Source organism: Streptomyces caelestis (assembly GCF_001279005.1).
Taxonomy (GTDB): domain Bacteria; phylum Actinomycetota; class Actinomycetes; order Streptomycetales; family Streptomycetaceae; genus Streptomyces; species Streptomyces heliomycini.
The window spans coordinates 52,137-78,633 of record NZ_LGCN01000251.1 but is presented as its reverse complement, the minus strand read 5'-3'; the positions used below and the strand labels follow the sequence as shown (position 1 = coordinate 78,633).

Annotated in this window: 23 protein-coding genes; 4 read left to right on the top strand and 19 right to left on the bottom strand. The window is 72.4% G+C overall.

Annotated elements, in window-relative coordinates:
- Window positions 1–117 precede the first annotated feature (117 nt).
- The 16 genes from ADK41_RS34395 to rsmH form a co-directional block, all read right to left on the bottom strand.
- Entirely contained in the window at window positions 118–1,380 is a 1,263-nt protein-coding gene (locus ADK41_RS34395; protein ID WP_030820617.1) for a DivIVA domain-containing protein, read from the bottom strand.
- A 52-nt stretch (window positions 1,381–1,432) separates the two neighbouring features.
- The gene (locus ADK41_RS34390; RefSeq protein WP_030820615.1) at window positions 1,433–1,723 is read right to left on the bottom strand and encodes a YggT family protein; all 291 of its coding nucleotides are present in this window, start codon (window positions 1,721–1,723) and stop codon (window positions 1,433–1,435) included.
- Between the two features lie 49 nt (window positions 1,724–1,772).
- Window positions 1,773–2,414 (bottom strand): cell division protein SepF, encoded by a 642-nt coding sequence (locus ADK41_RS34385; protein ID WP_030820613.1) that lies wholly within the window; start codon window positions 2,412–2,414, stop codon window positions 1,773–1,775.
- 129 nt (window positions 2,415–2,543) lie between these two features.
- On the bottom strand, window positions 2,544–3,263 hold the full coding sequence (locus tag ADK41_RS34380; RefSeq protein WP_030820611.1) for a YggS family pyridoxal phosphate-dependent enzyme: 720 nt from the start codon (window positions 3,261–3,263) through the stop codon (window positions 2,544–2,546).
- 6 nt (window positions 3,264–3,269) lie between these two features.
- A complete protein-coding gene (pgeF, locus tag ADK41_RS34375; protein ID WP_030820609.1) occupies window positions 3,270–3,998 on the bottom strand; it encodes a peptidoglycan editing factor PgeF in 729 nt (242 codons plus the stop codon).
- Window positions 3,995–5,185, bottom strand: coding sequence for a cell division protein FtsZ (ftsZ, locus tag ADK41_RS34370; protein WP_030820607.1), 1,191 nt, complete (start codon window positions 5,183–5,185; stop codon window positions 3,995–3,997). Before ftsZ ends, pgeF begins: the two co-directional genes overlap by 4 nt.
- 288 nt (window positions 5,186–5,473) lie before the next feature.
- Window positions 5,474–6,271, bottom strand: coding sequence for a cell division protein FtsQ/DivIB (locus tag ADK41_RS34365; RefSeq protein ID WP_030820605.1), 798 nt, complete (start codon window positions 6,269–6,271; stop codon window positions 5,474–5,476).
- 25 nt (window positions 6,272–6,296) lie between these two features.
- Window positions 6,297–7,391: an undecaprenyldiphospho-muramoylpentapeptide beta-N-acetylglucosaminyltransferase gene (gene murG / locus ADK41_RS34360; RefSeq protein WP_030820604.1), complete on the bottom strand. Its 1,095-nt coding sequence runs from the start codon at window positions 7,389–7,391 to the stop codon at window positions 6,297–6,299.
- Window positions 7,392–7,397: 6 nt separating this feature from the next.
- Window positions 7,398–8,750 carry a putative lipid II flippase FtsW gene (ftsW, locus tag ADK41_RS34355; protein WP_030820601.1) on the bottom strand — a complete coding sequence of 451 codons (1,353 nt, stop codon included), beginning with the start codon at window positions 8,748–8,750 and terminating at the stop codon, window positions 7,398–7,400.
- 74 nt (window positions 8,751–8,824) lie between these two features.
- A complete protein-coding gene (gene murD / locus ADK41_RS34350) occupies window positions 8,825–10,243 on the bottom strand; it encodes a UDP-N-acetylmuramoyl-L-alanine--D-glutamate ligase (protein ID WP_030820599.1) in 1,419 nt (472 codons plus the stop codon).
- A complete protein-coding gene (gene mraY, locus ADK41_RS34345; RefSeq protein ID WP_030820598.1) occupies window positions 10,225–11,298 on the bottom strand; it encodes a phospho-N-acetylmuramoyl-pentapeptide-transferase in 1,074 nt (357 codons plus the stop codon). Before mraY ends, murD begins: the two co-directional genes overlap by 19 nt.
- Window positions 11,295–12,710 (bottom strand): UDP-N-acetylmuramoyl-tripeptide--D-alanyl-D-alanine ligase, encoded by a 1,416-nt coding sequence (locus tag ADK41_RS34340; protein ID WP_030820596.1) that lies wholly within the window; start codon window positions 12,708–12,710, stop codon window positions 11,295–11,297. The genes mraY and ADK41_RS34340 overlap by 4 nt, the downstream gene beginning before the upstream one ends.
- Window positions 12,711–12,714: 4 nt before the next feature.
- Window positions 12,715–14,235: a UDP-N-acetylmuramoyl-L-alanyl-D-glutamate--2,6-diaminopimelate ligase gene (locus ADK41_RS34335; RefSeq protein WP_030820594.1), complete on the bottom strand. Its 1,521-nt coding sequence runs from the start codon at window positions 14,233–14,235 to the stop codon at window positions 12,715–12,717.
- A gap of 170 nt (window positions 14,236–14,405) precedes the next feature.
- Window positions 14,406–16,364, bottom strand: a complete 1,959-nt coding sequence (locus ADK41_RS34330) for a peptidoglycan D,D-transpeptidase FtsI family protein (protein ID WP_030820592.1) — start codon at window positions 16,362–16,364, stop codon at window positions 14,406–14,408.
- A 5-nt stretch (window positions 16,365–16,369) separates the two neighbouring features.
- Window positions 16,370–16,837: a septum formation initiator family protein gene (locus ADK41_RS34325; protein WP_030820590.1), complete on the bottom strand. Its 468-nt coding sequence runs from the start codon at window positions 16,835–16,837 to the stop codon at window positions 16,370–16,372.
- 75 nt (window positions 16,838–16,912) lie between these two features.
- On the bottom strand, window positions 16,913–17,869 hold the full coding sequence (rsmH, locus tag ADK41_RS34320; protein WP_078661816.1) for a 16S rRNA (cytosine(1402)-N(4))-methyltransferase RsmH: 957 nt from the start codon (window positions 17,867–17,869) through the stop codon (window positions 16,913–16,915).
- A gap of 417 nt (window positions 17,870–18,286) precedes the next feature.
- On the opposite strand from rsmH, the gene ADK41_RS34315 reads away from it, so the two are divergent.
- The 4 genes from ADK41_RS34315 to ADK41_RS34300 all read left to right on the top strand — a co-directional run bounded on the left by ADK41_RS34315 (window position 18,287) and on the right by ADK41_RS34300 (window position 23,889).
- Window positions 18,287–18,835 (top strand): beta-class carbonic anhydrase, encoded by a 549-nt coding sequence (locus tag ADK41_RS34315; RefSeq protein WP_030820588.1) that lies wholly within the window; start codon window positions 18,287–18,289, stop codon window positions 18,833–18,835.
- 262 nt (window positions 18,836–19,097) lie between these two features.
- On the top strand, window positions 19,098–20,144 hold the full coding sequence (locus ADK41_RS34310; protein WP_030820587.1) for an AAA family ATPase: 1,047 nt from the start codon (window positions 19,098–19,100) through the stop codon (window positions 20,142–20,144).
- Entirely contained in the window at window positions 20,144–21,505 is a 1,362-nt protein-coding gene (locus tag ADK41_RS34305) for a DUF58 domain-containing protein (protein WP_030820579.1), read from the top strand. Before ADK41_RS34310 ends, ADK41_RS34305 begins: the two co-directional genes overlap by 1 nt.
- Window positions 21,506–21,552: 47 nt before the next feature.
- Entirely contained in the window at window positions 21,553–23,889 is a 2,337-nt protein-coding gene (locus ADK41_RS34300) for a transglutaminase TgpA family protein (protein WP_199822365.1), read from the top strand.
- Between the two features lie 412 nt (window positions 23,890–24,301).
- Here ADK41_RS34300 and ADK41_RS34295 read toward each other — a convergent pair whose 3' ends face one another.
- The 3 genes from ADK41_RS34295 to ADK41_RS34285 form a co-directional block, all read right to left on the bottom strand.
- Window positions 24,302–24,703, bottom strand: coding sequence for a DUF3040 domain-containing protein (locus ADK41_RS34295; RefSeq protein ID WP_030820573.1), 402 nt, complete (start codon window positions 24,701–24,703; stop codon window positions 24,302–24,304).
- A gap of 290 nt (window positions 24,704–24,993) precedes the next feature.
- Window positions 24,994–25,764, bottom strand: a complete 771-nt coding sequence (locus tag ADK41_RS34290; RefSeq protein WP_030820572.1) for a methyltransferase — start codon at window positions 25,762–25,764, stop codon at window positions 24,994–24,996.
- 133 nt (window positions 25,765–25,897) lie between these two features.
- Window positions 25,898–26,455: an SAV_6107 family HEPN domain-containing protein gene (locus ADK41_RS34285; protein WP_030820571.1), complete on the bottom strand. Its 558-nt coding sequence runs from the start codon at window positions 26,453–26,455 to the stop codon at window positions 25,898–25,900.
- Window positions 26,456–26,497 lie beyond the last annotated feature (42 nt).

Sequence of the window (26,497 nt, the reverse complement as noted above, 5' to 3'; positions counted from 1 at the left end):
CGAAAACCGCAAACCAGCGTGAACACGCGTAGCGAAAGGGCGGGCCCCGGGTTCGTGAACCCGGGGCCCGCCCTGAACGCTGCCGACCGCTACGCCGTACTCATGGTCACGGGGCCGTCAGTTGTCGTCCTCGTCGATCAGGAAGCCGCGCATCGGCGAGGGGGCCTGGCCCATCGGCGAGGGGCCCTGCGGACGCACCGGCGCCATCGGCTGGGTCATCGCCGGCTGCATCTGCTGCTGACCGCCGCCGTAGGACGGGCCGCCCTGACCGCCGGGGCCGCCGCCCATCGTCTGGTTGCCGCCGTAGGACGGCGCACCGGCACCGGCCGGAGCCATCGAGGGCGCCGGGGACGGCGGCAGCGACGGCGCGGCGCTCGCGGGCTGACGCGGCGGGGCGAGCGAGTCGTCCGCCTGGGTCTCCAGCTGACGCAGCTGCGACTCCAGGTAGGACTTCAGCCGCGTGCGGTACTCGCGCTCGAAGCCGCGCAGGTCCTCGACCTTGCGCTCCAGCGTGGCGCGGGCGGACTCCAGGGAGCCCATCGCGACGCGGTGCTTCTCCTGCGCGTCCCGCTCCAGGGCGTCCGCCTTGGCGCGGGCGTCCCGCTCGAGGCCCTCGGCACGCGAACGCGCCTCGCCCACGATCTTGTTGGCCTCGGAACGGGCCTCCGCGATCGCCTGGTCCGCGGTCTGCTGGGCCAGCGACAGGACGCGCGCGGCACTGTCGCCGCCGGGGCCCCCCTGGCCGGGCATGCCGGGGCCGCCCATGGGGCCGCCGGGGCCCATCTGCCCCTGCATGGGGCCACCCTGGCCCATCTGCCCCTGCATCGGGCCACCCTGACCCATCGGGCCGCCCTGACCCATCTGCCCCTGCATCGGGCCACCCTGACCCATCGGGCCACCCTGACCCATCGGGCCGCCCTGACCCATCTGCCCCTGCATCGGGCCGCCCTGGCCCATGGGGCCGGGGCCCTGCGGGCCGCCCTGTCCGCCGGGGCCGGCGGGCAGTTGAGGAGCACCGCTCGGCAGCTGGGGCGGACCACCCATGGGGCCACCCATCTGCTGCTGCGGCGGGCCCGATATGCCGGCGGGCACCGGAGCGCCGGGACCTCGCATGCCCTGCTGGGGCATGCCCTGGGGCGGCCCCTGCTGTTGCTGCTGGTCCTGCTGCTCGGGAGGCTTGCGCATGTTCTGCTGGTTCTGGGCGGCGGCGCGCGTGGCCGCGGCCAGCTTGGCGCGCAGGTCCTCGTTCTCGCGGAGCAGGCGGGTCAGTTCGGCTTCGACCTCGTCGAGGAAGGCATCGACCTCGTCCTCGTCATAGCCTTCTCGGAGGCGGACGGTCGTGAACTGCTTGTTCCGCACGTCCTCGGGGGTCAACGGCATCTCTTCACCTCAACGTAGTCATCGGCAGTCGGCAAGACCGTATCGTCCACAGTCACCTCGCGAGATTGCCCACGATCGAGATCAGGATGTAGACGATGATCATCAGGACGAAGAAGGACAGGTCGAGCGCCACGCCCCCGAGACGCAGCGGCGGGATGACCCGCCGCAGAAGCTTCAGCGGTGGATCGGTGACAGTGTAGGTGGCCTCCAGGACGACCACCATCGCCTTGCCGGGTTGCCACGAGCGGGCGAACTGGAACACGTAATCCATGACCAAACGGAAGATCAGCACGATGAGGAACACCATCAGCGCGATGTAGATCACCTGCGCGAACACGCCCATGGCCTGCTTTTCCCTCTCCCCTGTACCGCTCTTGATCCGGTCCCGCGTCTCAGCTCTGGTTGAAGAACCCGCCCTCTGCGATGCGGGCCTTGTCCTCCGCCGTGACATCGACGTTAGCAGGAGACAGCAGGAACACCTTCTGCGTCACCCGCTCGATACTGCCGTGAAGACCAAACACCAGACCGGCCGCGAAGTCGACAAGTCGCTTCGCGTCCGTGTCGTCCATCTCCGTCAGATTCATGATCACCGGCGTGCCCTCACGGAAGTGTTCCCCGATGGTACGGGCCTCGTTGTAGGTCCGCGGGTGAAGCGTGGTGATCCGGTAAGGCTCTCGTTCCGACACGACCTTGGGCATGATCACCGGTGCGTTCTTCTCCAGGCTTGCGCGTTCTTGTGTGATGGATGCCACGGGCGCGATCCGCGCCGGGCGTGGCGATTCCGCGGGGAGCGAAGCGGATCGGGCGACCGGTTCGCGCGGCGCGGGAGGGTGGGCGACTCGTACCTCTTCGTCCCTTTGGGGCTGATGTGACACGTGCGGCTGGTGCGACGGCTCGTGCCGCCGGTGGTCCCGCTCGGGCTCCGGGTCGAGTTCGGGTTCAAAGTCGTCGTCTGGGTCGAATCCGCGGCCGTCGTACCCATCGTCCTCCACGAGGCCGAGGTAGACCGCCATCTTGCGCATCGCGCCGGCCATGCTCCGAGTCCTCCGCTCTGTGGTGGATCCGCTGACGACCGCCAAGTGCCCGCGATCCACTAGGTCTTTATGTCCGCTGTTCGGCGGAACTGACCATATTTTCTGCTGTGGTCCGACTTCTTGGCGACGTTACCGGAGGCCGGGGCGGACTCCGAGCACCGCACTGCCGACGCGCACATGTGTCGCTCCGGCGGCCACGGCCTGTTCGAGGTCCGCGCTCATCCCCGCCGAGACCATGTTCGCAGCCGGATGGGTCCGGCGCAGGTCGGCCGACACATCCATCAGCCGCTCGAAGGCCGCCCGTTCGCGTCCCGCGTACTCCCCGGTGAGCGGGGCGACGGTCATCAGTCCGCCGAGCCGCAGCCCCTCGGAGCGCGCGATCAGCTCGGCCAACTCCGCGACCCCGCCGGGCGCCACGCCCCCGCGCTCGCCCCGGCCGCCGTCGTCGGCGTCGAACGCCACCTGGATCAGGCAGCCGATCTCGCGCCCGGCCCGCACGGCCTCCTTGGAGAGGGACGTCACCAGTCGGGAACGGTCGACGGACTGCACGAAATCGACGTAACCCACCACAGAGCGCACCTTATTGGTCTGAAGTTGACCGACGAAGTGCCAGGTAAGGGGCAGATCCGCGCATTCCGCCGCCTTGGGGGCGGCGTCCTGGTCCCGGTTCTCGGCGACATGGCGCACCCCGAGTCCGGACAGGATCCGCACGTCGTCCGCGGGGTAGGTCTTGGTGACCACGATCAGGGTCACCTCGTCGCGCCCGCGCCCGGCGGCGGCGCACGCGGCGGCGATCCGGTTCTCCACTCTCGCCAGGTTCGCGGCGAGTTCGTCCTTACGGTCCGTCATGTCCCATCAGTCCAGCCACACGTAGCCCGCGAGCCGCCCGGTGGTGCGGTCGCGGCGGTACGAGAAGTGATCAGCCGACTCCAGCGTGCACACCGACGACTGCTCCCGGTCGCGCACCCCGAGCCGTTCGAGCTGCGCGTGCACGCCCGCGCCCACGTCGACCGCCGGCGTGCCCCAGCTCGTCCCGGCGTGCGCCGCCGGCTCGACGGCGGCCACCTCGTCGCGCATCGCCTCCGGCACCTCGTAGCACCGGCCGCAGACGGCGGGTCCGGTGCGGGCGACGATCCGCGCGGGGTCGGCGCCGAGTCCGGTCATGGCCCGCACGGCGGCGGGGACGATCCCGGCGATCATGCCGGGCCGGCCCGCGTGGGCCGCGGCGACGACGCCCGCGACGGGGTCGGCGAGCAGCACCGGCACGCAGTCGGCGGTGAGCACCGCGAGGGCGAGTCCGCGCCGCGCGGTGACGATCGCGTCGACCTCGGGGACCGGGTTCCCGCCCCAGGGTTCGTCGACCACGACCGCGTCGGCCCCGTGCACCTGGTTCATCCAGACCACCCGGGCCGGGTCCAGGCCGAGGGACTCGGCGGCCAGTTCGCGGTTGGCGCGCACGGCGCCGGGGTCGTCGCCGACGGCCCCGCCGAGGTTGAGCTCCTCATACGGAGCGGCGCTCACCCCGCCCCACCGGTCGGTGAAGGCGAAGTGCGCGCCGCTCACGCTCTCGCGCCGCCCTATCACTTCAGGAAGTCCGGTACGTCCAGTTCCTCGGCCGCGCTGTCGTAGGTCCGCGACGGCGGGACCGGGGGCTGGACGACCGGGATGTCCACCGGCTCCGGCGCCACCGGCTCCGGGTCCTCCTTCGGCGTGACGCTGCCGAGCGAACCGAAGGACGGGCGGCTCTCCGGCTGCCGCGCCGGGGCGGGCTCCTCGCGCTTGGCCGAGGACGAGCCGAGGACGTTGTCCCGCTTGGCCGGCGGCTGGCCGCCGTCGAAGCCGGCCGCGATCACGGTGACCCGGACCTCGTCGCCGAGGGCGTCGTCGATCACCGCGCCGAAGATGATGTTGGCCTCGGGGTGGGCGGCCTCGCTGACCAGCTGGGCGGCCTCGTTGATCTCGAACAGACCGAGGTCGGATCCGCCGGAGATGGAGAGCAGCACGCCGCGGGCGCCGTCGATGGAGGCTTCGAGGAGCGGCGAGGAGATGGCCATCTCGGCCGCGGCCACCGCGCGGTCGTCGCCGCGGGCCGAGCCGATGCCCATGAGGGCCGATCCGGCCTCGGACATGACCGACTTGACGTCCGCGAAGTCCAGGTTGATCAGACCGGGCGTGGTGATGAGGTCGGTGATGCCCTGCACACCGGAGAGCAGCACCTGGTCCGCCGACTTGAAGGCGTCGAGGACCGACACCTGGCGGTCCGAGATGGACAGCAGGCGGTCGTTCGGGATCACGATGAGGGTGTCGACCTCTTCGCGGAGCTCGGCGATGCCGTCCTCGGCCTGGTTCGCGCGACGCCGCCCCTCGAAGGTGAACGGGCGCGTGACCACGCCGATGGTGAGGGCGCCCAGCGAGCGGGCGATGTTGGCCACGACGGGCGCGCCGCCGGTGCCGGTGCCGCCGCCCTCGCCGGCCGTCACGAAGACCATGTCGGCCCCCTTGAGGACCTCCTCGATCTCCTCGCGGTGGTCCTCCGCGGCCTTGCGGCCGACGGCCGGGTTGGCTCCGGCGCCGAGTCCGCGGGTGAGTTCACGGCCGACGTCGAGCTTGACGTCGGCGTCGCTCATCAACAGGGCTTGCGCGTCGGTGTTGATGGCGATGAACTCGACGCCCTTGAGACCGACCTCGATCATCCGGTTGATGGCGTTGACACCACCGCCGCCGACACCGATGACTTTGATGACTGCGAGGTAGTTCTGCGGTGCTGCCACGTCGAAGGCCTCTCGCCTCGAGTTACGTGTCGCCCGACCGCTGAAGCACTGATGCCCCCGCGACCCGACGACTGATGCCGAATGGGACGGTCCGTAGCGCCGACCCGAACCCTAACGTTGAAGTTTAGGGTTACCAGTGTGTCCGTTCCCTGGAGTCTTCTGAACAGGACACTAAGTCGACAAGTGGCGCCCGTTCAACGAACACGCCGAACCTCCCGTTTTTCTTTTCACCCTATGTGATCAGCCGTAGCGCTGCCCAACCGGGGTGCCGACCTGCACCGATGTGCGTCAACTCCCTGCTGACGCCGGGGCCGTGGGCACGCTGACGTCGAAGTGCCGCGCACCGGACTCGGCTTTCATCAGCGCGGTGAGGGCACGGCCCTTCTCGGCGCCCTTCTCACCGCTTCCCCAGTCGACCGTACGTCCGTCCGCCAGTTCCAGCGAGATGTCGTCGTAGGAACGGACCTTGACGCTGCGGGTGGCGTGCGCCACGGGGTCCGGGATCGCGCCGGCCACCCGCACCGCCTCCCGGGTCAGCCGGTCCTCGCCGAAGCGGCGCAGGCTCGCCGCCGCGGAACCGGTCCCGGAGACGGCCAACTTCAGCGCGGGCACGCCTTCGGGAGCCTTGGAAACCGTGGCGAACCGGACACCTTCCTCGTCCACTTCGATGAACTTCCCGCCCTTGTGAACGAGGAGAACGGCGGTACGTTCCGTCACCTCCAGGGTGATTTCGTGCGGCCAGGAACGCACCACGTCGACGGTGTCGATCCGGGGCAAAGCGGAGGAAAGCCGCGCCTCGATCGCGTCGGTGTCGACGGAGACCAGCTGTTCCCCGAGGGGGACGTCGGCGGCCTCGCGCACCTCCGCGGGCGTCAGGACCCGGGTCCCCGACACCGACACGCGCTCCACGCGCACCAGGTCCGACCCGTACAGCAGCCAGAACGTCCCACTGCCGAGGAACACCAGGGCGACGGCGAGAATGATGATCCGACGAACCTGTCGTCGTCCGAACCGCCGGACGCGCGGCAGCGGGCCGGACGACTCCCGCTTGCGTTCACCACGCTCGGCGGTGGTCGATCCGGCCATGCTGCCTGCCCTCCGTCATACGCCTCTAGCGGTGCGCACGGGCGGCGATCGCCTCGTACACCATGCCGACGAGCAGGTCGTCGGCGTCCCGGCGGCCGAACTCGGCGGCGGCACGGGACATCTCGTACAGCCGGTGCGGGTCGGCGAGCACGGGCAGGACGTTCTGCTGCACCCACTCGGGCGTCAGCTCCGCGTCGTCGACCAGCAGTCCGCCGCCGGCCTTGACCACCGGCTGGGCGTTGAGCCGCTGTTCGCCGTTGCCGATGGGCAGCGGGACGTAGGCGGCCGGGAGCCCGACGGCGGAGAGTTCGGCGACGGTCATCGCGCCCGCGCGGCAGAGCATCATGTCGGCCGCGGCGTACGCGAGGTCCATCCGGTCCAGGTAACTTACCGGGATATAGGGGGGCATACCCGGCATCTGGTGCACCTGCGGCAGTTCGTTCTTCGGGCCGACCGCGTGCAGGATCTGGATGCCGGCCTGCTGGAGCCACGGAGCGACCTGCTGGACGACCTCGTTGAGCCGGCGGGCGCCCTGCGAGCCGCCGGAGACCAGCAGCGTGGGCAGATTGGGGTCGAGGCCGAACGCGGCGCGGGCCTCGGGGCGCACCGCGGCCCGGTCGAGGGTGGAGATGGCGCGGCGCAGCGGGATGCCGATGTAGCGGGCGCCCCGCAGCTTGCTGTCGGGCGTGGAGACGGCGACCTGGGCGGCGTACCGGGAGCCGATCTTGTTGGCCAGTCCGGGCCGGGCGTTGGCCTCGTGGATCACGATCGGCACGCCGAGCCGCTTGGCCGCGAGGTAGCCGGGCAGGGCGACGTAGCCGCCGAAGCCGACCACGGCGTCCGCCTTGGTGCGTTCCAGGACCTGCTCGGCCGCCTTGATGGTGCCGCGCAGCCGGCCCGGAACGGTGATCAGCTCGGGGGTGGGCTTGCGTGGCAGCGGCACGGCGGGGATCAGCGCCAGCTCGTACCCGCGCTCGGGTACGAGACGGGTCTCCAGGCCTCGCTCCGTGCCCAGGGCCGTGATGCCCACGGTCGGATCCTGCCTGCGCAGGGCGTCCGCGAGGGCGAGCGCGGGCTCGATGTGGCCCGCGGTTCCTCCGCCGGCGAGTACGACATGCACCGAAATTCACCGCTCTCCGGACGAACGCGCCACCGGGGCACGCCGTCGCATCGTGTTCCATCTGCGGGGCCGCTGTGAACCCCCGTTCCGCTTTTTACCAAAGCGGGGTTGCCGCATGGCAAGCGCCATCCGTGCAGCGGGGTCCTCACGCGCGAAGGCGATCAGCAGCCCGATGGCGAACATGGTCGGCAGCAGGGCGGATCCCCCGTAGGAGAACAGCGGGAGCGGGACTCCGGCGATCGGCAGCAGACCGAGCACCGCACCGATGTTGATCACGGCCTGGGCCGTGATCCAGGTGGTCACGCCTCCCGCGGCATACCTGACGAAGGGGTCCTCCGTGCGTCCGGCCACGCGGATACCCGCATAGCCTAGAGCCGCGAACAGGGCGAGTACCGACAGCGTCCCCGCCAGACCCAGTTCCTCACCGGTGACGGCGAAGATGAAGTCCGTGTGCGCTTCGGGGAGTTGGCCCCATTTCTCCACGCTCGCACCGAGTCCGGAACCGAAGATTCCGCCGGAGGCGAGGGCGTAGATCCCGTGCACGGCCTGCCAGCAGTCGACCGGTCCCGTCCGGGGTTCGGTGGCGCCGAGGCAGGCGAGCCGGGCCATGCGGTTGGGGCTGGTGCGGATGAGGATCGCGCCGAGCAGCGCGGCGATCGACAGCACGCCGACGAACAGCCGGGTCGGCGCCCCCGCCAGCCACAGCAGGCCGAAGAGGACCGCCGTCAGGATGATCGCCGTGCCCATGTCGCCGCCGAGCATGATCAGTCCGAGCAGCATGAAGGCGGCCGGGACGAGCGGCACCAGCATGTGCTTCCACTGGGACAGCAGCCGCCTGTCCTGCTTGCGGGCGAGCAGATCCGCGCCCCACAGCACCAGCGCGAGCTTGCCGAACTCGCTGGGCTGGATCTGGAAGGAGCCGCCGACGGCGATCCAGTTCTGGTTGCCGTTGACCGAGACCCCCACCCCCGGCACCTGCACCAGGGCCATCAGGACGACGGCGCCCGCGAGGATCGGGTAGGCCAGGGCCCGGTGCAGCTTCACCGGCATCCTGGAGGCCACCAGCAGCAGTACGCCGCCGATCGCGGCGGCCAGCAGCTGCTTGCGGAAGAAGTAGGAGCCCGGCAGCGACATCTGCAGCGCCGTGATCTGGGAGGCCGAGTAGACCATCACCAGGCCCAGCACGGTGATCAGCGCGCTGCCGCCGAGGATCAGGTAGTACGCGGTCAGCGGCCGGTCCCAGGCCCTGCGCGCCCGGACGATCAGGGTGCGCAGCGGGTTCTCGCGCGCGGGCCCGGACACGACGGGCCGGCGCGCCGCCCGCTGCACGGGCGGGCGCCCGGTACGGCTACCGCTCATCCGGGCCTCCGCTGTACGCCGTCGACGGTCCCACGCGTCCCTCCCAAGGTCGCCCGGCGCCAGGCGGGCCGGGGTCAGGCGCCGAGCTCGCGCACCGCCTGTGCGAACGCGTCACCGCGCTTGTTGTAGTTGGCGAACATGTCCATCGAGGCGCAGGCCGGGGCCAGCAGCACCGTGTCGCCGGGCCGGGCGAGCCGCCGCGCCTCCTGGACGGCCCGGAGCATCGCCCCAGTGTCGGTCCGGTCGAGGTCGACGACGGGTACTTCCGGGGCGTGTCGCGCGAGGGCTTCGCGGATCAGGGCGCGGTCCCGGCCGATCAGCACGGCGCCGCGCAGCCGCTTGGCCGCGCCGGCGGCCAGTTCGTCGAAGGTGGCGCCCTTGGCGAGCCCGCCCGCGATCCACACGATCGACTCGTAGGCCGCCAACGAGGCTTGCGCGGCATGCGTGTTGGTCGCCTTGGAGTCGTCGACGTACGCGACCCCGTCCACGTCGGCGACGTGCGCGATGCGGTGGGCGTCCGGGGTGAAGGCCCGCAGGCCGTCCCGTACGGCGCTCGCGGGCACCCCGTAGGCCCGCGCGAGGGCCGCGGCGGCAAGGGCGTTGGCGATGTTGTGCGGGGCCGGGGGCGTCACGTCGGAGACCTCGGCGAGTTCCTGGGCGTTCTTGTGCCGGTTCTCGACGAAGGCGCGGTCGACCAGGATGCCCTCCACGACGCCGAGTTGGGAGGGCCCCGGCGTGCCCAGGGTGAAGCCGATCGCGCGGCAGCCCTCCTCGACGTCGGCCTCGCGGACCAGGTCCTCGGTGGCCTTGTCGGCCACGTTGTAGACGCAGGCGACGCGGTTGCCCTCGTAGATCCGGCCCTTGTCGGCGGCGTACGCCTCCATGGAGCCGTGCCAGTCGAGGTGGTCCGGAGCCAGGTTGAGGACGGCCGCCGAGTGGGCGCGCAGGGAGGGCGCCCAGTGGAGCTGGTAGCTGGACAGCTCCACGGCGAGCACGTCGTACTCCTCCTCGCCGAGCACCGCGTCGAGGAGGGAGACGCCGATGTTGCCGACGGCGGCGGTGCGCAGGCCCGCCGCCTCCAGGATGGAGGCGAGCATCTGGACGGTCGTGGTCTTGCCGTTGGTGCCGGTGACCGCGAGCCAGGGGGCCGCGTCGGGCTTCCTGAGCCGCCAGGCGAGTTCGACGTCGCCCCACACCGGCACCCCGGCCGCGCCCGCCGCCGCGAACAGCGGCTTGTCGGGCTTCCAGCCGGGGGCCGTGACGATCAGCTCGGCGCCTTCGGGCAGGGTGTCGCCGTCGCCCAGGCGCACGGTGACGCCCAGCGCCTCCAGTTCGGCGGCCTGTTCACGCGCCCGCGCGTCGTCCCCGTCGTTGACGACGGTGACCCGCGCGCCGAGCCCGTGCAGCACCTTGGCCGCCGGGACGCCGGAGACTCCGAGTCCGGCGACGGTGACGTGCTTTCCCTGCCAGTCGGTCACTTGTCCGCTGCCCATCCCGCGTAGAAGAGGCCCAGTCCGACGATCACGCAGATGCCCTGGATGATCCAGAAGCGGACCACCACAAGGACTTCGGACCAGCCCTTGAGTTCGAAGTGGTGCTGGAGTGGCGCCATCCGGAAGACCCGCTTCCCGGTGAGCTTGAACGAGCCGACCTGGATGACCACCGACATGGTGATGAGGACGAACAGACCGCCCAGGATGGCCAGCAGCAGCTCGGTGCGGGAGCAGATCGCGAGACCCGCGAGCACACCGCCGAGCGCCAGCGAACCGGTGTCGCCCATGAAGATCTTGGCCGGGGAGGTGTTCCACCACAGGAAGCCGAGGCAGGAACCCATCAGCGCGGAGGCGACGACCGCGAGGTCCAGCGGGTCGCGCACCTCGTAGCAGGCGCCCGGGTTGGTCAGCGTCTCGCCGTTGGCGCAGGACTCCTGGAACTGCCAGACGCCGATGAAGGTGTAGGCGCCGAAGACGAGCACGGAGGCGCCGGTGGCGAGACCGTCCAGACCGTCGGTCAGGTTCACGCCGTTCGACATGGCGAGGATCATGAACAGCGCCCAGACGACGAACAGCACCGGGCCGATGGTCCAGCCGAAGTCCGTGATGAACGACAGCTTCGTGGAGGCCGGGGTCTGTCCGCGGGAGTCCGCGAACTGCAGCGAGAGCACCGCGAAGGCGATGCCGACGATCAGCTGGCCGGCCATCTTCGCCTTGGCCCGCAGACCCAGCGAGCGCCGCTTGACGATCTTGATGTAGTCGTCCAGGAAGCCGACCAGGCCCATGCCGACCATCAGGCCCAGCACCAGCACGCCGGAGTACCTCGGCGGCTCGCCGCTGATCACCTTGCTGAGGAAGTACGCGGCGACCGTCGCCAGGATGAAGGCGATGCCGCCCATGGTCGGCGTACCGCGCTTGCTGGCGTGCTCGCGCGGGCCGTCGTCACGGATGTACTGCCCGTACCCCTTGCGCGCGAGCAGTTTGATCAGCAGCGGGGTGCCGATCAGCGTCAGGAAGAGGCCAATGACTCCTGCGAACAGGATCTGATTCATCATCGGGCTGCGACCTCACCCTCGGCACCGGTCTCGAGCAGCGCCTGCGCCACGCTCTCGAGCCCTACCGAACGGGACGCCTTCACGAGAACGACGTCTCCCGGGCGCAATTGGCTGCGCAACAGGTCGACCGCCGCCTGTGCGTCGGACACGTGCACCGACTCCTCACCCCACGAACCCTCGTTATATGCGCCCAGTTGCAGCCAGGCGGCTTCCCTGCCCCCGACCGCGACGAGCTTGCTGACGTTGAGCCGGACGGCAAGCCGTCCGACCGCGTCGTGCTCGGCGAGCGCCTCGTCCCCGAGCTCGGCCATCTTGCCGAGCACCGCCCACGTACGGCGTCCCTTGCCCATGGCCGCCAGCGCGCGCAGCGCGGCCTTCATGGACTCGGGGTTCGCGTTGTAGGCGTCGTTGACGACCGTCACGCCGTCCGGGCGCTCGGTGACCTCCATCCGCCAGCGGGAGAGGGAGCCCGCCTCGGAGAGCGCGGTGGCGATCTCGTCTGCGGACATGCCCAACTCGTGGGCGACGGCGGCCGCGGCGAGCGCGTTCGACACGTGATGCTCACCGTACAGGCGCATGGTCACATCGGATGCACCGGAGGGTGTGTGAAGCCTGAAGGAAGGCTGTCCGCTGTCCGTGAGTCGCACGTTCTCGGCCCGAACGTCCGCTTCGTCGGACTCTCCGAAAAGGATCACCTTCGCCTTCGTACGGGATGCCATGGCCCGTACGAGGGGGTCGTCCGCGTTGAGGATCGCGGCGCCGCCCTCCTCGGCCGGGGGCAGGGCCTCCACCAACTCGCCCTTGGCCTGGGCGATCTGCTCCCGGCCGCCGAACTCGCCGATGTGGGCGGAGCCGACGTTCAGGACCAGTCCGACTCTCGGGGGCGTCAGACCGGTGAGGTAGCGGATGTGGCCGATTCCGCGCGCTCCCATCTCCAGTACGAGGAACTTCGTCTCCTCGGTGGCGGTGAGCGCGGTGAGCGGCAGCCCGATCTCGTTGTTGAGCGAGCCGGGGGTGAAGACGGTCGGCGCCTTGCGCTGCAGGACCTGCGCGATGAGGTCCTTGGTGCTGGTCTTGCCGGCCGAGCCGGTGAGCGCGACGAGGGTGGTGCCGAGCCGGCCGACGACGTGCCGGGCGAGGGCGCCGAGGGCCGCCTGGACGTCCGCCACGACGATCGCGGGGACCCCGACGGGCCGGGAGGCGAGCACGGCGACCGCGCCCGCGTCGACGACCTGCGCCGCGAAGTCGTGGCCGTCCACGCGCTCGCCGGCGAAGGCGACGAACAGGCTGCCCGGTCCCGCCTCCCGCGAGTCCCGGACGACCGGTCCGGTGACCTGGACGGACGGGTCCGGTATGTCGTGCGTCTGCCCGCCGACGACTTCTGCGATCTCGGCGAGGGAGAGGGCGATCACAAGTTCATCCCTGGGTTTTCTCGATGGCTTCCCGAAGCACCTGGCGGTCGTCGAAGGGACGCACCACCCCGGCGATGTCCTGCCCCTGCTCGTGGCCCTTGCCGGCGACCAGCACCGTGTCACCGGGCCGTGCCCGGGCGACGGCGGCGGCGATCGCGGCGGCCCGGTCCTCGAAGACCTGGACCTCGCCGCGCTCGTGGGCGGGCACGGAGGCGGCGCCGTGGAGCATGGCGGCGAGGATCGAGAGGGGGTCCTCGGAGCGGGGGTTGTCGGAGGTCAGTACGGCGGTGTCGGCGAGCCGCGCGGCGGCGGCGCCCATGGGCATCCGCTTGGTCGTGTCGCGGTCCCCGCCGCAGCCGAGCACGACGTGCACCCGGCCCTCGGTGACCTTGCGCAGGGCGCGCAGCACCGACTCCACGGCGTCGGTCTTGTGGGCGTAGTCCACCACCGCGAGATACGGCTGTCCGGCGTCCACGCGCTCCAGCCGGCCCGGCACGCCCGGTACGGCGGCGACGCCGTCGGCGGCGGCCTGCGGGTCGAGCCCGGCGGCGGCGAGGGCGACGATCGCGGCGAGGGTGTTGGCCACGTTGAACGGTCCCGGCAGCGGCGACTTCGCGCCGATCCGCTCACCCCCGGGGCCGATCACGGTGAACGTCGAGTCCATCGGGCCGACCGTGACGTCCTCGGCGCGCCAGTCGGCGTCGGGGTGCCCCTCGGCGGAGTAGGTGACGACCGGGACGCCGGCCTCCTTGACGAGCCGGCGGCCGTACTCGTCGTCCACGTTGACCACGCCGAGCCTGCTGCGCTCCGGCGTGAACAGCTGCGCCTTGGCCCGGAAGTAGTCCTCCATGCCGGAGTGGAACTCCATGTGCTCCGGGCTGAGGTTGGTGAAGACGGCGATGTCGAAGACGCAGCCGTCGACCCGGCCGAGGACCAGGGCGTGGCTGGAGACCTCCATGGCGACCGCGTCGGTGCCGCGCTCGCGCATGACGGCGAACAGGGCCTGGAGATCGGTGGCCTCGGGCGTGGTGCGCTCGGACTTGATGCGCTCGTCGCCGATGCGCATCTCGACCGTGCCGATCAGCCCCGTGCTGTGGACCGTCTTCAGGCCGCCCTCGACGAGGTAGGCGGTGGTGGTCTTGCCCGAGGTGCCGGTGATGCCGATCTGGAGCAGATCGCGGCCCGGGTGGCCGTAGATGGTGGCCGCCAGTTCACCCATCCGCGCGCGCGGGTCGTCGACCACCAGCGCCGGCAGTCCGGCCGCGGCGACGCGCTCGGCGCCGGACGGGTCGGTCAGCACGGCGACCGCGCCGAGGCCGGCGGCCTGGGTGACGAAGTCGGCGCCGTGGGCGCGGGCGCCCGGGAGGGCGGCGTACAGATCGCCGGGGCGGACGGCGCGCGAGTCGTGGGTGATGCCCGTGACCTCGGCGGCCCGCTCCGGCGTGGGGGCACCCAGCTGACCGGCGAGTTCCACGAGGGATGCGGCGGAGACCTGAACCGGACGGGGCGGTCCCGGATATGTCACGGGGTGGCCCTTCTGGGTGGTTTGGGACTGATCAGCGTGTGGCACGGCGGTGAGCGTACCCGGCGCACCGGTAGGGGGGCCAAGTGAGGGGCGGGAGGCGTTCTGGTTCCCGGGGTCGGGGGTGATCGTCGTCACGGGGTGGTTCCTGGTGGCTCGGTGCTCGGTACGGGTCAGGGCTTGAAGGTGACCGGTAGGTCTGCGGGGTCGGCGCCGGTCGGCGGCACCTGGAGGGTCTTCAGGGCGAACTCCATGACCTGCTTGTACACGGGTCCGCAGATCTGGCCGCCGAAGTAGCTGCCCTCGGTGGCGTTCTGGATGGCGCAGTAGACGGTGATCCTGGGCTTGTCGGCGGGGGCGAAGCCGGCGAAGGAGGAGGTGTAGCCGTGGTATTTGCCGGTGGCCGGATCCACCCGGTTCGCCGTACCCGTCTTCCCCGCGACCCGGTAGCCCGGGATGCGGGCCTTGGTTCCGGTGCCCTCCTCGTCGTCGACGACCGACTCCAGCATCCGGGCGAGCGTCTTCGCCGTCTTCTCGCTGACGACCCTGGTCCTCCCGGGCTCCGGGGCGGGGGTGAAGCGTCCGTCGGGGCCCTTGGAGCCGCGCACCAGGGTGGGCTCGACGCGGACGCCGCCGTTGGCGATGGTCGAGTAGATGGAGGCGGCCTGCATGGCGTTGACGGAGACGCCCTGGCCGAAAGGAATCGTGTACTGCTGCGAAGTGGACCACTCGTCCGGCGGGGCGAGGATGCCCTTGGTCTCGCCGGGGAAGCCGAGCCCGCTCTCGCCGCCGAGGCCGAACTTGCGCAGGTACCGGTAGAGGACCTTGTTGGCCTGGGCCTGGGTCTCGCCGAGCTGGCCGGTGGCGAGGATGGTGCCGATGTTGCTGGACTTGGCGAGCACGCCGTTGAGCGTCAGGTACCAGGTCGGGTGGTCGATGTCGTCCTTGAAGAGCCGGTCGCCGCGGTGCAGCCGGTTGGGCACGACGACGTGCGTTCCGGGGGTGGCGGCGTTCTCCTCGAGGACCGCCGCCATGGAGAGCACCTTGGCGGTGGAACCGGGTTCGAAGGCGTCCTGGACGGCCGCGTTGCCGAGCGCGTCCGGATCGGCCTCGGACAGGTCGTTGGGGTCGAAGCCGGGCGCGTTGGCCATCGCGAGGACCTCCCCGGTGCGGGTGTCCTGGACGATGACGTAGCCGCGGTCGGCCGCGGACTCCTTCACCTGCTCGGCGATGGCGTTCTGCGCGGCCCACTGGATGTCGCGGTCGATGGTGAGCTCGACGTCGCTGCCGGGCACGGCCGGGGTCTCGGTGGAGCCCGCGGTCGGGACGAGACGGCCGCCGGACTGGGCGTAGCGGATCTTGCCGTCCTCGCCGGCGAGCCGCTTGTCGAGCTGGAGCTCGATGCCGCCGCCGCCCTTGCCCTCGGCGTTGACCCAGCCCAGTATCCCGGCCGCGAGCTCCTTGTTGGGGTACACCCGCTTGCTGGTGGGCACGGAGAAGACGCCGGCCAGGACGTTGGCGGTGGAGTCGCCGGTCCCGGCCTTCTTGGCGAGCGCGGCCTTCAGGTCCTTGATCTGCCTCCAGGTCTGCGGGGTCTGACGGGCGGCCAGTTTGACGTAGCGCAGGGCCTTGTTCTCCGGGCGCAGCTTCTCGACCAGCTCGTCCTGGTCCTGGCCGAGGATCGGGGCGAGGAGGGCGGCGGCCTGCTCGGGCCCGTCGGCGATCTCCAGCTCGCCCGGGGCGAACATCGTGGGGTCGGCCGTGATGTCGTAGGCGTCCTCGGTGGTGGCCAGGGCCACGCCGTGGCGGTCGGTGATCCCGCCGCGCTCGGCCTCCAGCACCTGGCCGACGTAGCGGTTCCGGTCGGCCTTGGCGGCGTAGGTGCTCGCGTCGACGGCCTGCACCTGGAACAGGCGTACGACGAAGGCGAGCAGGACCAGGGCCAGGGTCACGCCGACCAGACGCAGCCGGGGGCGCGGGCTGCCCAGCCGGATGACCTTCGGGGGCGCGGGGCGGGGTCCCGCGGGCCTGCGGGCCGGGCGGGCGCCGGGGCCGGGGCGCTGTCCGGCGGCCGGGCGGGCGGGCCTGGCGGGGCCGGGCACCCGGCGGCGGGGCGGTTCCCTGTCGGACACTTCCGTCACCTGCCGGGGGTCGAGTTCGATGCGGAGGAGGGCGTGGCGGCAGCCTGCGCCCCGGGCGCGAGGACCAGGGGCGCTCGGACGGCGGAGGCGGCGCCGGGCACGCCCTTGACCGTGCCGTCGGGGGCGAGGAAGGCGGGGTCGCCGCCGGGCACCATGCCGAGCTCCCGGGCGCGGTCCTGGAGGGCGTCGGGGGCGGAGTAGGCGTCGATGTCCCGCTGCAGGGCCTGTTCCTCGTCGGTGAGGTTCTTGGTCTCCCGCTGGATGTCGTCGACCTGGAACGCGCCCTCGCTGAGGGCGGAGTTCAGCACCAGGAGGCCGATCAGACCGCCGCCGAGGAGGACGACGACGAGGAGGACGAAGGGGGTGCGCGCCGCCTGGGCGCGCCCGGTGGGCAGGAGCCGGGCGAGCCGGGCCGCCCTCCCCTTCAGCTCGGGCCGCCCCTTCGGTCCGGGTTTCCTACTCACTCGCGCTCCCCTGAGTCCGCTTCTCCCACCCGTGCGCCCGGCCGCCCGTCACCCGCCCCGCACGCCGTCCGTGCCTCAATCGACGTCCTCCCGGATCCGCTCGGCGCCGCGCAGCCGCGCGGGGGCCGCGCGCCGGTTCTCGGCGATCTCCTCCTCGGTGGGAAGTTCGGCACCGCGCGTGAGCAGCTTGAGCCGGGGCTGGTACCGCTCGGGGACGACCGGGAGTCCGGGCGGGGCGGTGGTGGCGGCGCCGGCCGCGAACACCTGCTTGACGAGCCGGTCCTCCAGGGAGTGGTACGAGAGCACGGCGATCCGTCCGCCGACGTCGAGGGCCTTCACGGCCGCCGGGATCGCCCGCTCCAGCACCGACAGCTCGCCGTTGACCTCGATCCGCAGGGCCTGGAAGGTGCGCTTGGCCGGGTTGCCGCCGGTGCGCTTGGCGGCCTGCGGCAGCGCGTCGCGGATCAGCTCGACCAGGCGCGCGCTGTTCGTGAACGGCTCCTTCTCGCGCTCGCGCACGACGGCGGCCACGATCCGCTTGGCCTGCTTCTCCTCGCCGTAGGCGCGCAGGATGCGGACGAGTTCGCCGGGCGGGTAGGTGTTGAGGACCTCGGCGGCGCTGACGCCGGTCGTCTGGTCCATGCGCATGTCGAGGGGGGCGTCCTGGGCGTAGGCGAAGCCGCGGTCGGCCTCGTCGAGCTGCATGGAGGACACCCCGAGGTCGAACAGGACGCCCCGCACGCGCGGGACGCCGAGCCGGTCGAGGACGTCGGGGAGCTCGTCGTAGACGGCGTGCACCAGGGTGGCCCGCTCGCCGTAGGGCGCGAGCCGTTCGCCGGACAGGCGCAGGGCCTCCTTGTCGCGGTCCAGGGCGAGGAGCCGGGCCTCGGGGAACCGCTGGAGCAGGGCCTCGCTGTGGCCGCCGAGCCCGAGCGTGCAGTCGACCACCACCGCTCCGGGCCGCTCCAGGGCGGGCGCCAACAGGTCCAGGCACCGCTGGAGCATCACCGGAACGTGTCGACTCTGGCTCAAGTGGCCCTCTCAAATCCGGCACGGCGCTCACGCACCGCCGGGTCCCCGCCCTCCCCCGGTGAGGGGCGGCCGGCGCCCTCGGGCGTCGGCCGGGCGGCGGCGGGAGGAGGCCGAGCCGTACGTGCGCGCCGCGCACACGGGGAGATCCTCCGGTCGTCGCCGGGGGATCCGGGGGAAATCAGTGCAGCGGGCGCTCTCGCCTCCCGCTTCGCGTCACTTTAGTCCACGGTCCCGCCCGGTCAATCAACCGGCCTGCGCGTCGCGGTCCACGCGGCGGGTCAAGGGGGGATCGGACACATCACCCGTGGGGAGGCGCTCACACCACCCCTGTGGGTTACCTCACACCAAGACTCGCTGACGTTCTTTGTCGCCTTTCACAACGGGCCTGGCGCCCTTGTGACCAGTACCGTCATGGGTATGACGACTTCCGCATCGGTTCCCACCGGCCCCCAGGACGCCACCTCCGGCCACGGCACGGTCACCGACCGTCTGGTCGAGGCCAACCAGCAGTACGCGGCCGCCTTCACCGACCCCGGGATGGACGCCCGCCCGGTGCTCCAGGTCGCCGTGGTGGCCTGTATGGACGCCCGCCTCGACCTGCACGACGCGCTGGGCCTGGCGCTCGGCGACTGCCACACCATCCGCAACGCGGGCGGCGTCGTCACCGACGACGTGATCCGCTCGCTGACCATCAGCCAGCGGGCGCTGGGCACCCGCAGCGTGGTCCTCATCCACCACACCGGCTGTGGTCTGGAGTCCATCACCGAGGAGTTCCGGCACGACCTGGAGATGGAGGTGGGCCAGCGTCCCGGCTGGGCCGTGGAGGCCTTCCGGGACGTGGACCAGGACGTACGGCAGTCGATGCAGCGCGTGCGCACCTCGCCGTTCCTGCTGCACACCGACGACGTGCGCGGCTTCGTCTTCGACGTGAGGACGGGTCTGCTGCGCGAGATCGACCCCGCCTGACCGGGCCGCCCGCCCCGGAGGGAACCCGGACTCCGGAATCCGTTCGACGTCGTGGGACCTGGCGTCCCGCTGTCAGTTGTCCACAGGCGAGTGACACGAATCGGTAACGGCGGCAAGAATGCGGGAGTGGCGCCACGCGGAACTTTTCCCGCGTGGTGTCCGTGATTCGGGGTGGGCCGGGCCGCACAGCAAGGCGTCGGCCCGGGACATTTGGGGTCCCCGCGCTCCTTGTGGAGGGCGGGGAAGGGCCGAGGAGGGCCGGGTGACGACCTATGACGATCGAGCGAGCCTCACTGATCTGACCGCCGTGGTGGAGCGCGTGCGGAGTTCGGTGGAAGGCGTGATCGAGGGAAAGCCAGAGGTCGTACGGCTCTCGCTGACCGTACTGCTCGCCGAGGGACATCTGCTCATCGAGGATGTCCCGGGAGTCGGCAAGACGATGCTGGCCAAGGCCCTGGCGCGGTCCATCGACTGCTCGGTGCGGCGGATCCAGTTCACGCCGGACCTGCTGCCCTCGGACATCACGGGTGTGTCCATCTGGGACCAGCAGCGCCGCGACTTCGAGTTCAAGCCGGGCGCCATCTTCGCGCAGGTGGTGATCGGCGACGAGATCAACCGCGCGTCGCCGAAGACGCAGTCCGCGCTGCTGGAGTCGATGGAGGAGCGCCAGGTCACCATCGACGGCAAGACCTACGAGCTGCCCAGCCCGTTCATGGTCGTGGCGACGCAGAACCCGGTCGAGATGGAGGGCACCTACCCGCTGCCGGAGGCCCAGCGCGACCGTTTCATGGCCCGCGTCTCGGTCGGCTACCCGAGCGCGGAGGCCGAACTGCGGATGCTGGACGTGCACAGCGGCGTCTCCCCGCTGGAGGACCTCCAGCCGGTGGCGCACGCGCACGAGATCCTCAAGCTCATCGAGGCGGTGCGCGACGTGTACGTGGCCGAGCCGATCCGCCGGTACGCGGTGGACCTGGTCGCCGCCACCCGCACCCACCCCGATCTCAGACTCGGCGCCTCGCCGCGCGCGACGCTGCACCTGCTGCGCGCGGCGAAGGCGGCGGCGGCCCTCGGCGGCCGCGACTACGCGCTGCCGGACGACGTGCAGGCACTCGCCGTGGCCGTCCTCGCCCACCGGCTGCTGCCCACCGCCCAGGCCCAGCTCAACCGCCGGACCGCCGAACAGGTGGTGCAGGACATCCTCCAGCGCACCCCGGTGCCCACGGACCGCCCCCAGGCGCCCGCGGGCACCCCGCGGCAAAGCGGCCTCGGCCGTCCGGAGTTCGGCCAGCAGCCGCCCCGGAGGCGGTGATGACCACCGCCGGCGCCGTCCACGCGGACGGCGACACGGGCGGCCGGAGCGGGGTCAGGACGGCCCTGGCGGGTCTCACCACCCGGGGGCGCTCCTTCCTGGCCGCCGGCGTGGCCGCCGCGATCTGCGCGTACGTGCTCGGACAGAGCGATCTGCTGCGGGTCGGGCTGCTGCTGGCGGTGCTTCCGCTGGTGTGCGCGGCCGTGCTCTACCGCACCCGTTACCGGGTCGCCGGCAGCCGTCGGCTCTCCCCCGGGCGGGTGCCCGCCGGCTCCGAGGCGCGGGTGCACCTGCGGATGGAGAACGTCTCGCGGCTGCCCACGGGCCTGCTGATGCTCCAGGACCGGGTGCCCTACGTGCTCGGCCCGCGCCCGCGGTTCGTCCTGGACCGGGTGGAGGCGGGCGGGCGCCGTGAGGTGTCCTACCGGGTCCGCTCCGACCTGCGCGGCCGTTATCCGCTGGGTCCGCTGCAGCTGCGGCTGTCCGACCCGTTCGGGATGTGCGAGCTGACCCGGTCCTTCTCCACGTACGACACGCTGACGGTGGTCCCGCGCGTGGAACCGCTGCCGCCGGTGCGGCTGAGCGGTGAGGCGAAGGGGTACGGCGACGGGCGGCAGCGCGCGCTGGCGCTGGCCGGCGAGGACGACGCGATCCCGCGCGGCTACCGCTACGGCGACGATCTGCGCCGGGTGCACTGGCGCTCCACCGCCCGCTACGGCGAGCTGATGGTGCGCCGCGAGGAACAGCCGCAGCGCGCCCGGTGCACGGTCCTGCTGGACACCCGGGCCGTCGCCTACGCGGGCGCCGGACCGGACTCGGCGTTCGAGTGGGCGGTGTCGGGCGCGGCGTCCGTGCTGGTGCACATGCTGGAGCGCGGTTTCTCGGTGCGGCTGCTGACCGACACCGGCACCTCGGTGCCGGGCGAGGGGTCCGACGGGTTCGCGGGGGCGAACCAGGAGTCGGCGGACGCGGCCGGGCTGATGATGGACGCCCTCGCCGTGGTGGACCACTCCGACGAGGAGGGCCTGTCCCGCGTGCACGACGTGCTGCGCGGCGGGAACGAGGGGCTGCTGGTCGCCTTCCTCGGCGACCTGGACGAGGAGCAGGCCGCGGTGCTCGCCCGGATGCGGCAGCGCAGCGGAGGCGCCCTCGCCTTCCTGCTGGACAGTGGGACCTGGCTGCGGGAACCGGCCGATGCGCCCGGTGCGTCGGACCGGCGCGGGGAGTGGCTGAGGATGCTGCGCGAGGCGGGCTGGACGGCGCTGGGCGTGCCGCGGGGCGCCGCGCTGGACGAGCTGTGGCGGCAGGCGGACCGGGAGCGCTCGGGCCTGGCCGCGGCGAGTGGTGGGGAGGGACCGTGATCAGCGGGCGGGCGAGGCTGGCACTGTGCGCGTGGGCGGCCACACTGATGGCGGCGGGCGCCCTGTTGCCGTTGGTCGACCGGGCGAGCTGGATCCTCCAGGCGGCGTTCCTGCTGGCGGTGCAGTCGGGCGTGGGCGCGCTGGCCCGGCGGGTGCCGCTGGCGCGTGCGCTGACGGTGGCGGCGCAGGCCCTGGTGACGCTGGCGCTGCTGACCCTGGTGTTCGCGCGTGAGCACGCCTTCGCCGGGCTGATACCCGGGCCGGACGCCTTGCGTTTCTTCGCCGGGCTGCTGGAGCAGGGCGGGAACGACGTCAGCCGGTACGCGATCCCGGCGCCGCTGTCCGACGGCATCCGGCTGATGCTGGTCGGCGGCGTCCTGGTGATCGGGCTGCTGGTGGACACCCTCGCGGTGACCTTCCGCGGCGCGGCCCCGGCCGGGCTGCCGCTGCTCGCCCTGTACTCGGTGGCCGCGGGGCTGTCCGACGACGGCATCGACTGGCTGTGGTTCCTGCTGGCGGCGGCCGGCTACCTGATGCTGCTGCTCGCCGAGGGCCGGGACCGGCTCTCCCAGTGGGGGCGCGTGTTCGGCGGGGCGCCGGGCCCGGGCGGGGACTCGCCCGGCGCCGTCGCACCGGTGCGCACCGGGCGACGGATCGGCGCGGTCGCGCTGGGCATCGCCCTGGTGGTGCCGCTCGGCCTGCCCGCGATGAACGGCGGTCTGCTGGATCCCACCGGTGCGGGGGCCGGCTCGGGCGCCGGCGGGGGCGGCACCATCTCGGCGGTGAACCCGCTGGTGTCGCTGCGCGACTCGTTGAACAGGGACGAGGACCGCCAGGTCCTGTCGGTGCGTTCCGAGTTGACGGACGTGTCGGACCTGTACCTGCGGATCGTGTCCCTGGACGACTTCGACGGCACCACGTGGAAGCCGTCGAAGCGGTCCATCACCACCGTCCCCGACGGCTCGTTCCCGACGCCGCCGGGCCTCGGCGCCGACACCGAGCGCACGGAGATCGGCACGACGGTCTCGACCGCCGACTGGTACGCCCAGGACTGGCTGCCGATGCCGTACCCGCCGAGCGGGGTGAGCATCCGGGGCAACTGGCGCTACGAACCCGTCGGCATGACGCTGGTCGGCGACCACGGGCAGAACACGCGCGGTCTGACCTACGAGGTGCGCAGCCTCCATGTGCGGCCCACGGCGGAGCAGCTGGCCGACGCGCCGGAGCCGGCGCCCGCGCTGCGGCGCGAGTACACCGAGCTGCCGGACTCGCTGCCGGCCGTGGTGTCCCGCACCGCCCGCGAGGTCACCGAGGGCGCGACCAACGCCTACGACCAGGCGGTCAAGCTCCAGGAGTACTTCACGCTGACCGGCGGCTTCGAGTACGACACCGAGGTCGACGTCGGCGGCGACTCGCAGGCGATCGCCCGTTTCCTGCGGGACAGGCAGGGCTTCTGCGTGCACTTCTCGTTCGCGATGGCGTCGATGGCCCGTTCGCTGGGCATACCGGCGCGGGTCGCGGTGGGCTTCGCGCCCGGCACCCCGCAGGCGGACGGCACGGTCGCGGTCGGGCTGCGGGACGCGCACGCCTGGCCGGAGCTGTACTTCGAGGGGGTGGGCTGGACCCGGTTCGAGCCGACCCCGACCCGTGGTTCGACGCCGTCGTACACCGTGGAGGACACCGAGGAGAGCACGGTGCCCGATCCCGCCCGGCCCTCGCAGACCGCGTCCTCGGAGCCGTCGGCGGAGCCCTCGGCGAGCAAGGGCTGCACGCCGGAGCGCAGGAGGATGGGGGCGTGCGAGAGCGAGTCGCCGCAGGCGGCCCTGCCCACCGGCGACGACGGACCGAAGTGGTACGCGCTGCTGGGATGGGCGCTGGCCGGTTTCGCGGTGCTGGTGCTGCCGCTGGCGCCGATGCTGTGGCGGGCGAGGACCCGGGCGGCGCGACTGGGCGGGCACGGCCGCTCGGAGGCGGAGGCGGTGCCGTACGTCCTGGCCGTCTGGGACGAACTGACCGACACGGCGTGGGACTACGGCATCGCGCCGGACGAGTCGCTGACCCCGCGCGGGGCGGCGGACCGGATCGTGCGGCTGGGCCGGCTCGGCCCGGGTGCGGCGGCGTCGGTGCACCGGGTGGCCGATGCGGTGGAGCAGGTCCTGTACGCGCCTCGGCCGCGGCCGACGACGGGTCTGACGGACGAGGTGCGGGGCGTCGCGGCGGGGCTGCGGTCCTCGGCCGACCGGCGGGCTCGGGCGCGGGCGGTGTTCGCGCCGCGGTCGAGTGTGCGGGTGGTGTGGGCGGTGTCGGCGTGGTGGGCCGGGGTGCGTGGGCGTCTGTCCGCGCTGCGGCCGGACTGGCGTCGGCCGTCACGGCAGCGGGGCTGAGCCTCACCGGTTCGGTTGCGCGGGACGAGGGCCGGGCCCTGCGGGACGGGGGCCGGCCCTGCGGGACGGGATCGACACGCCGGGGTGGGGGCCGGCCGGGAGTGGGGCGCGCGGCCCGGCGCTTGCGGGGTGCCTCCCCCGGAAGGGGTGCCCCCGGCGTCCGCCCTCCCCCACTCTCGGTTTCTCCCCCGCTCTCGGCTTCGCTCGAGCGGGGGGACCCCATGAGCAGGGGACCCCATCGGCCCGGGGGTACCCCCAGGCCGTCCCAGGCACTGGGGGAGGCATGACGGGCCGCGGGAACGAGGGGATGCGGCTGACCGGGGGAACGGGGGCATGCGGCTGTCCGCGGGAACGCCGGAGGGGGCGGCCACCGTGTCGGTGGCCGCCCCCTGGGCTTGTCTTCGGTGGGCGGCTAGCGGCCGCCCTGTTCGTCGCGGCGGCGTTGCCAGCGTTCCTCGATGCGGTCCATCACGGAGCGGCGCTGTCTGCCCTGACGCCCCGCCTGCGGCGCACCCGTCGCACCGGCGGGCTGCTCCCCCGGCTTGGGCGCCTTGCGCCAGCCGGTCACCGCGAGGACCGCGCAGCCCAGCATCACGAGGAACCCGACGACGCTGAGCCAGACCTGCTGGGCGACCATACCGGCCATGAGGAGCGCAATACCCACGAGGAAGCCCGCGACCGCCTGGTAGACCCGTCGCCGGGTGTACGTACGCAGCCCGCTTCCCTCGAGCGCCGTCGCGAACTTGGGATCTTCGGCGTACAGCGCTCGCTCCATTTGCTCGAGCATGCGCTGCTCGTGCTCCGAGAGCGGCACGGAGTCCTCCTCATCGTGCAGTCGCCGGGGCGACCCGGGGGGGGTCCCTTCAGGATAGGCGGGGAATCGCCCCCGTGAAACCCGCCCCTCTGCGCCAATTGGCCAACCGGTACCCGCCATCCCGTCCCGGCCCGCTGAGGCTTCTCATTCCCCGGCGTCCGGCCCGTCATGCCGAGCGGTCTCCCTCGATCATACGGTGCCAAGCCGCCATTCGGGGGGCCTGTGGCGCACTCCATGCACCGCGGGGCCACCGGACGCGCCGCTGATCAGCGGCGCGTCCCGGCAACCGCTCAGGCCCCCGGGGTCCCCCGCCTCTCACCGAGCACGTGAAGTTGCGTGGCCACGGAGTGGAAGGCGGCGAGTTCGGCCGCCGCGGCCTCCAGCTTCAGCAGTGCGTCCAGGGCCCCGGGCTCGGTGTCGACGAGCACGCCGGGGACGAGGTCGGCGAAGACCCGCACGCCGTGCACGGCGCCGACCGTCAGGCCCGCGTCCTCCACGAGCGCGGTGAGCCGGTCGGCGGTGAAGCGGCGCGGCACGGGGTCACCGGCGCCCCATCGGCCGTCCGGGTCGTCGAGCGCCCGCTTGGCCTCCGTGAAGTGACCGGCGAGGGCGCGGGCGAGCACCGCGCCGCCGAGGCCCGCGGCGAGCAGGCTGAGGACGCCGTCGGGGCGCAGGGCCGCCACCGCGTTGCGGACGCCCTCGGCGGGGTCGTCGACGTACTCCAGGACGCCGTGGCACAGCACGACGTCGTAGCCGCCGCGCTCGGCCACGTCGAAGAGGCCCAGGGCGTCGCCCTGGACGCCCCGGACCCGGTCGGCGACGTCGGCCTCGGCGGCGCGGCGCTCCAGGGCGAACAGCGCGTTGGGGCTGGGGTCGACGACGGTCACCCGGTGACCGAGCCGGGCCAGGGGCACCGCGAAGTTGCCGCTGCCGCCGCCGGTGTCGAGGATGTCCAGCGCCTGCCGTCCGGTCGCCTTGACCCGGCGTTCCAGGGCGTCCTGGAGGACCTCCCAGACCACGGCGGTACGGAGGGCGGCACGGGGCCGCATCGGGTCCGACACGGTAGTTGACTCCTCGGCGCGGCACCGCCTCTTCCTCGGCGGAGCAATCGGGCTCCCTCCCCTGACGGGCAGGGCTTCAGGCGCTGTCCACCCTATGGCCTGCGCCGTGGTGGCCGGGCACCTGTCCGCGCCCTCACGGTGCCGTACGGGGTGTTTCGCCCCCGCCGCGCGTTTCTTCGGCCCCGCGCCCCTGGTGGGGCAGGACCGGCTGGAGGACCAGCATGCGTTCGACCAGGCGGAGGAACATCGCCACGTCGCGTATCAGGTCGTCGGCGTCCCGGTCGCTCGCCGCGCCCCGGATGCCGGCCTCGGCCCGTGCGCGGCGCCGGGCCCCGGAGGCGAACAGCGCGCTCCACTCGGTGAGCTCGGGCGCGATCTCGGGGAGCACGTCCCAAGCGCTGCGTATCCGGGCCCGGGCCCGGGGCGAGGTCTCGGGCCTGCCGCGGGCGGCGAGCACGGCGGCGGCGGTGCGCAGGGCGGCGAGGTGGGCCGTCGCGTAGCGCTCGTTGGGGGTGTCGAGGACGGCGGCCTCGTCGAGTCCGGCACGGGCCTGGGCGAGCAGGTCGAGGGCGGCGGGCGGGGCCGTGGCGCGGCGCGGCACGGGGTGGATGTCGCTCGCCGGGCCGTTCAGTGAGGGGGCAGGGCCGGTTGCGCGGCGCCGACGGGCGGCGGCTGCGGACGAGTGGGCCATGACGAACCTCCTGTCGTCTTGGTGACGCCACCCCTGTGAAGA

What these genes read in the sequence shown, in the direction of transcription:
- ADK41_RS34390 (WP_030820615.1), bottom strand. Translation starts at nt 1,723, where the DNA reads ATGGGCGTGTTCGCGCAGGTGATCTACATCGCGCTGATGGTGTTCCTC.
- murD (WP_030820599.1), bottom strand. Translation starts at nt 10,243, where the DNA reads ATGGGCAGCGGACAAGTGACCGACTGGCAGGGAAAGCACGTCACCGTC.
- ADK41_RS34300 (WP_199822365.1), top strand. Translation starts at nt 21,553, where the DNA reads ATGGCGGCGGGCGCCCTGTTGCCGTTGGTCGACCGGGCGAGCTGGATC.
- ADK41_RS34285 (WP_030820571.1), bottom strand. Translation starts at nt 26,455, where the DNA reads ATGGCCCACTCGTCCGCAGCCGCCGCCCGTCGGCGCCGCGCAACCGGC.
- ADK41_RS34365 (WP_030820605.1), bottom strand. Translation starts at nt 6,271, where the DNA reads ATGGCCGGATCGACCACCGCCGAGCGTGGTGAACGCAAGCGGGAGTCG.
- ADK41_RS34315 (WP_030820588.1), top strand. Translation starts at nt 18,287, where the DNA reads ATGACGACTTCCGCATCGGTTCCCACCGGCCCCCAGGACGCCACCTCC.
- ADK41_RS34305 (WP_030820579.1), top strand. Translation starts at nt 20,144, where the DNA reads ATGACCACCGCCGGCGCCGTCCACGCGGACGGCGACACGGGCGGCCGG.
- ADK41_RS34380 (WP_030820611.1), bottom strand. Translation starts at nt 3,263, where the DNA reads ATGACGGACCGTAAGGACGAACTCGCCGCGAACCTGGCGAGAGTGGAG.
- mraY (WP_030820598.1), bottom strand. Translation starts at nt 11,298, where the DNA reads ATGATGAATCAGATCCTGTTCGCAGGAGTCATTGGCCTCTTCCTGACG.
- ftsW (WP_030820601.1), bottom strand. Translation starts at nt 8,750, where the DNA reads ATGAGCGGTAGCCGTACCGGGCGCCCGCCCGTGCAGCGGGCGGCGCGC.
- ADK41_RS34385 (WP_030820613.1), bottom strand. Translation starts at nt 2,414, where the DNA reads ATGGCCGGCGCGATGCGCAAGATGGCGGTCTACCTCGGCCTCGTGGAG.
- ADK41_RS34395 (WP_030820617.1), bottom strand. Translation starts at nt 1,380, where the DNA reads ATGCCGTTGACCCCCGAGGACGTGCGGAACAAGCAGTTCACGACCGTC.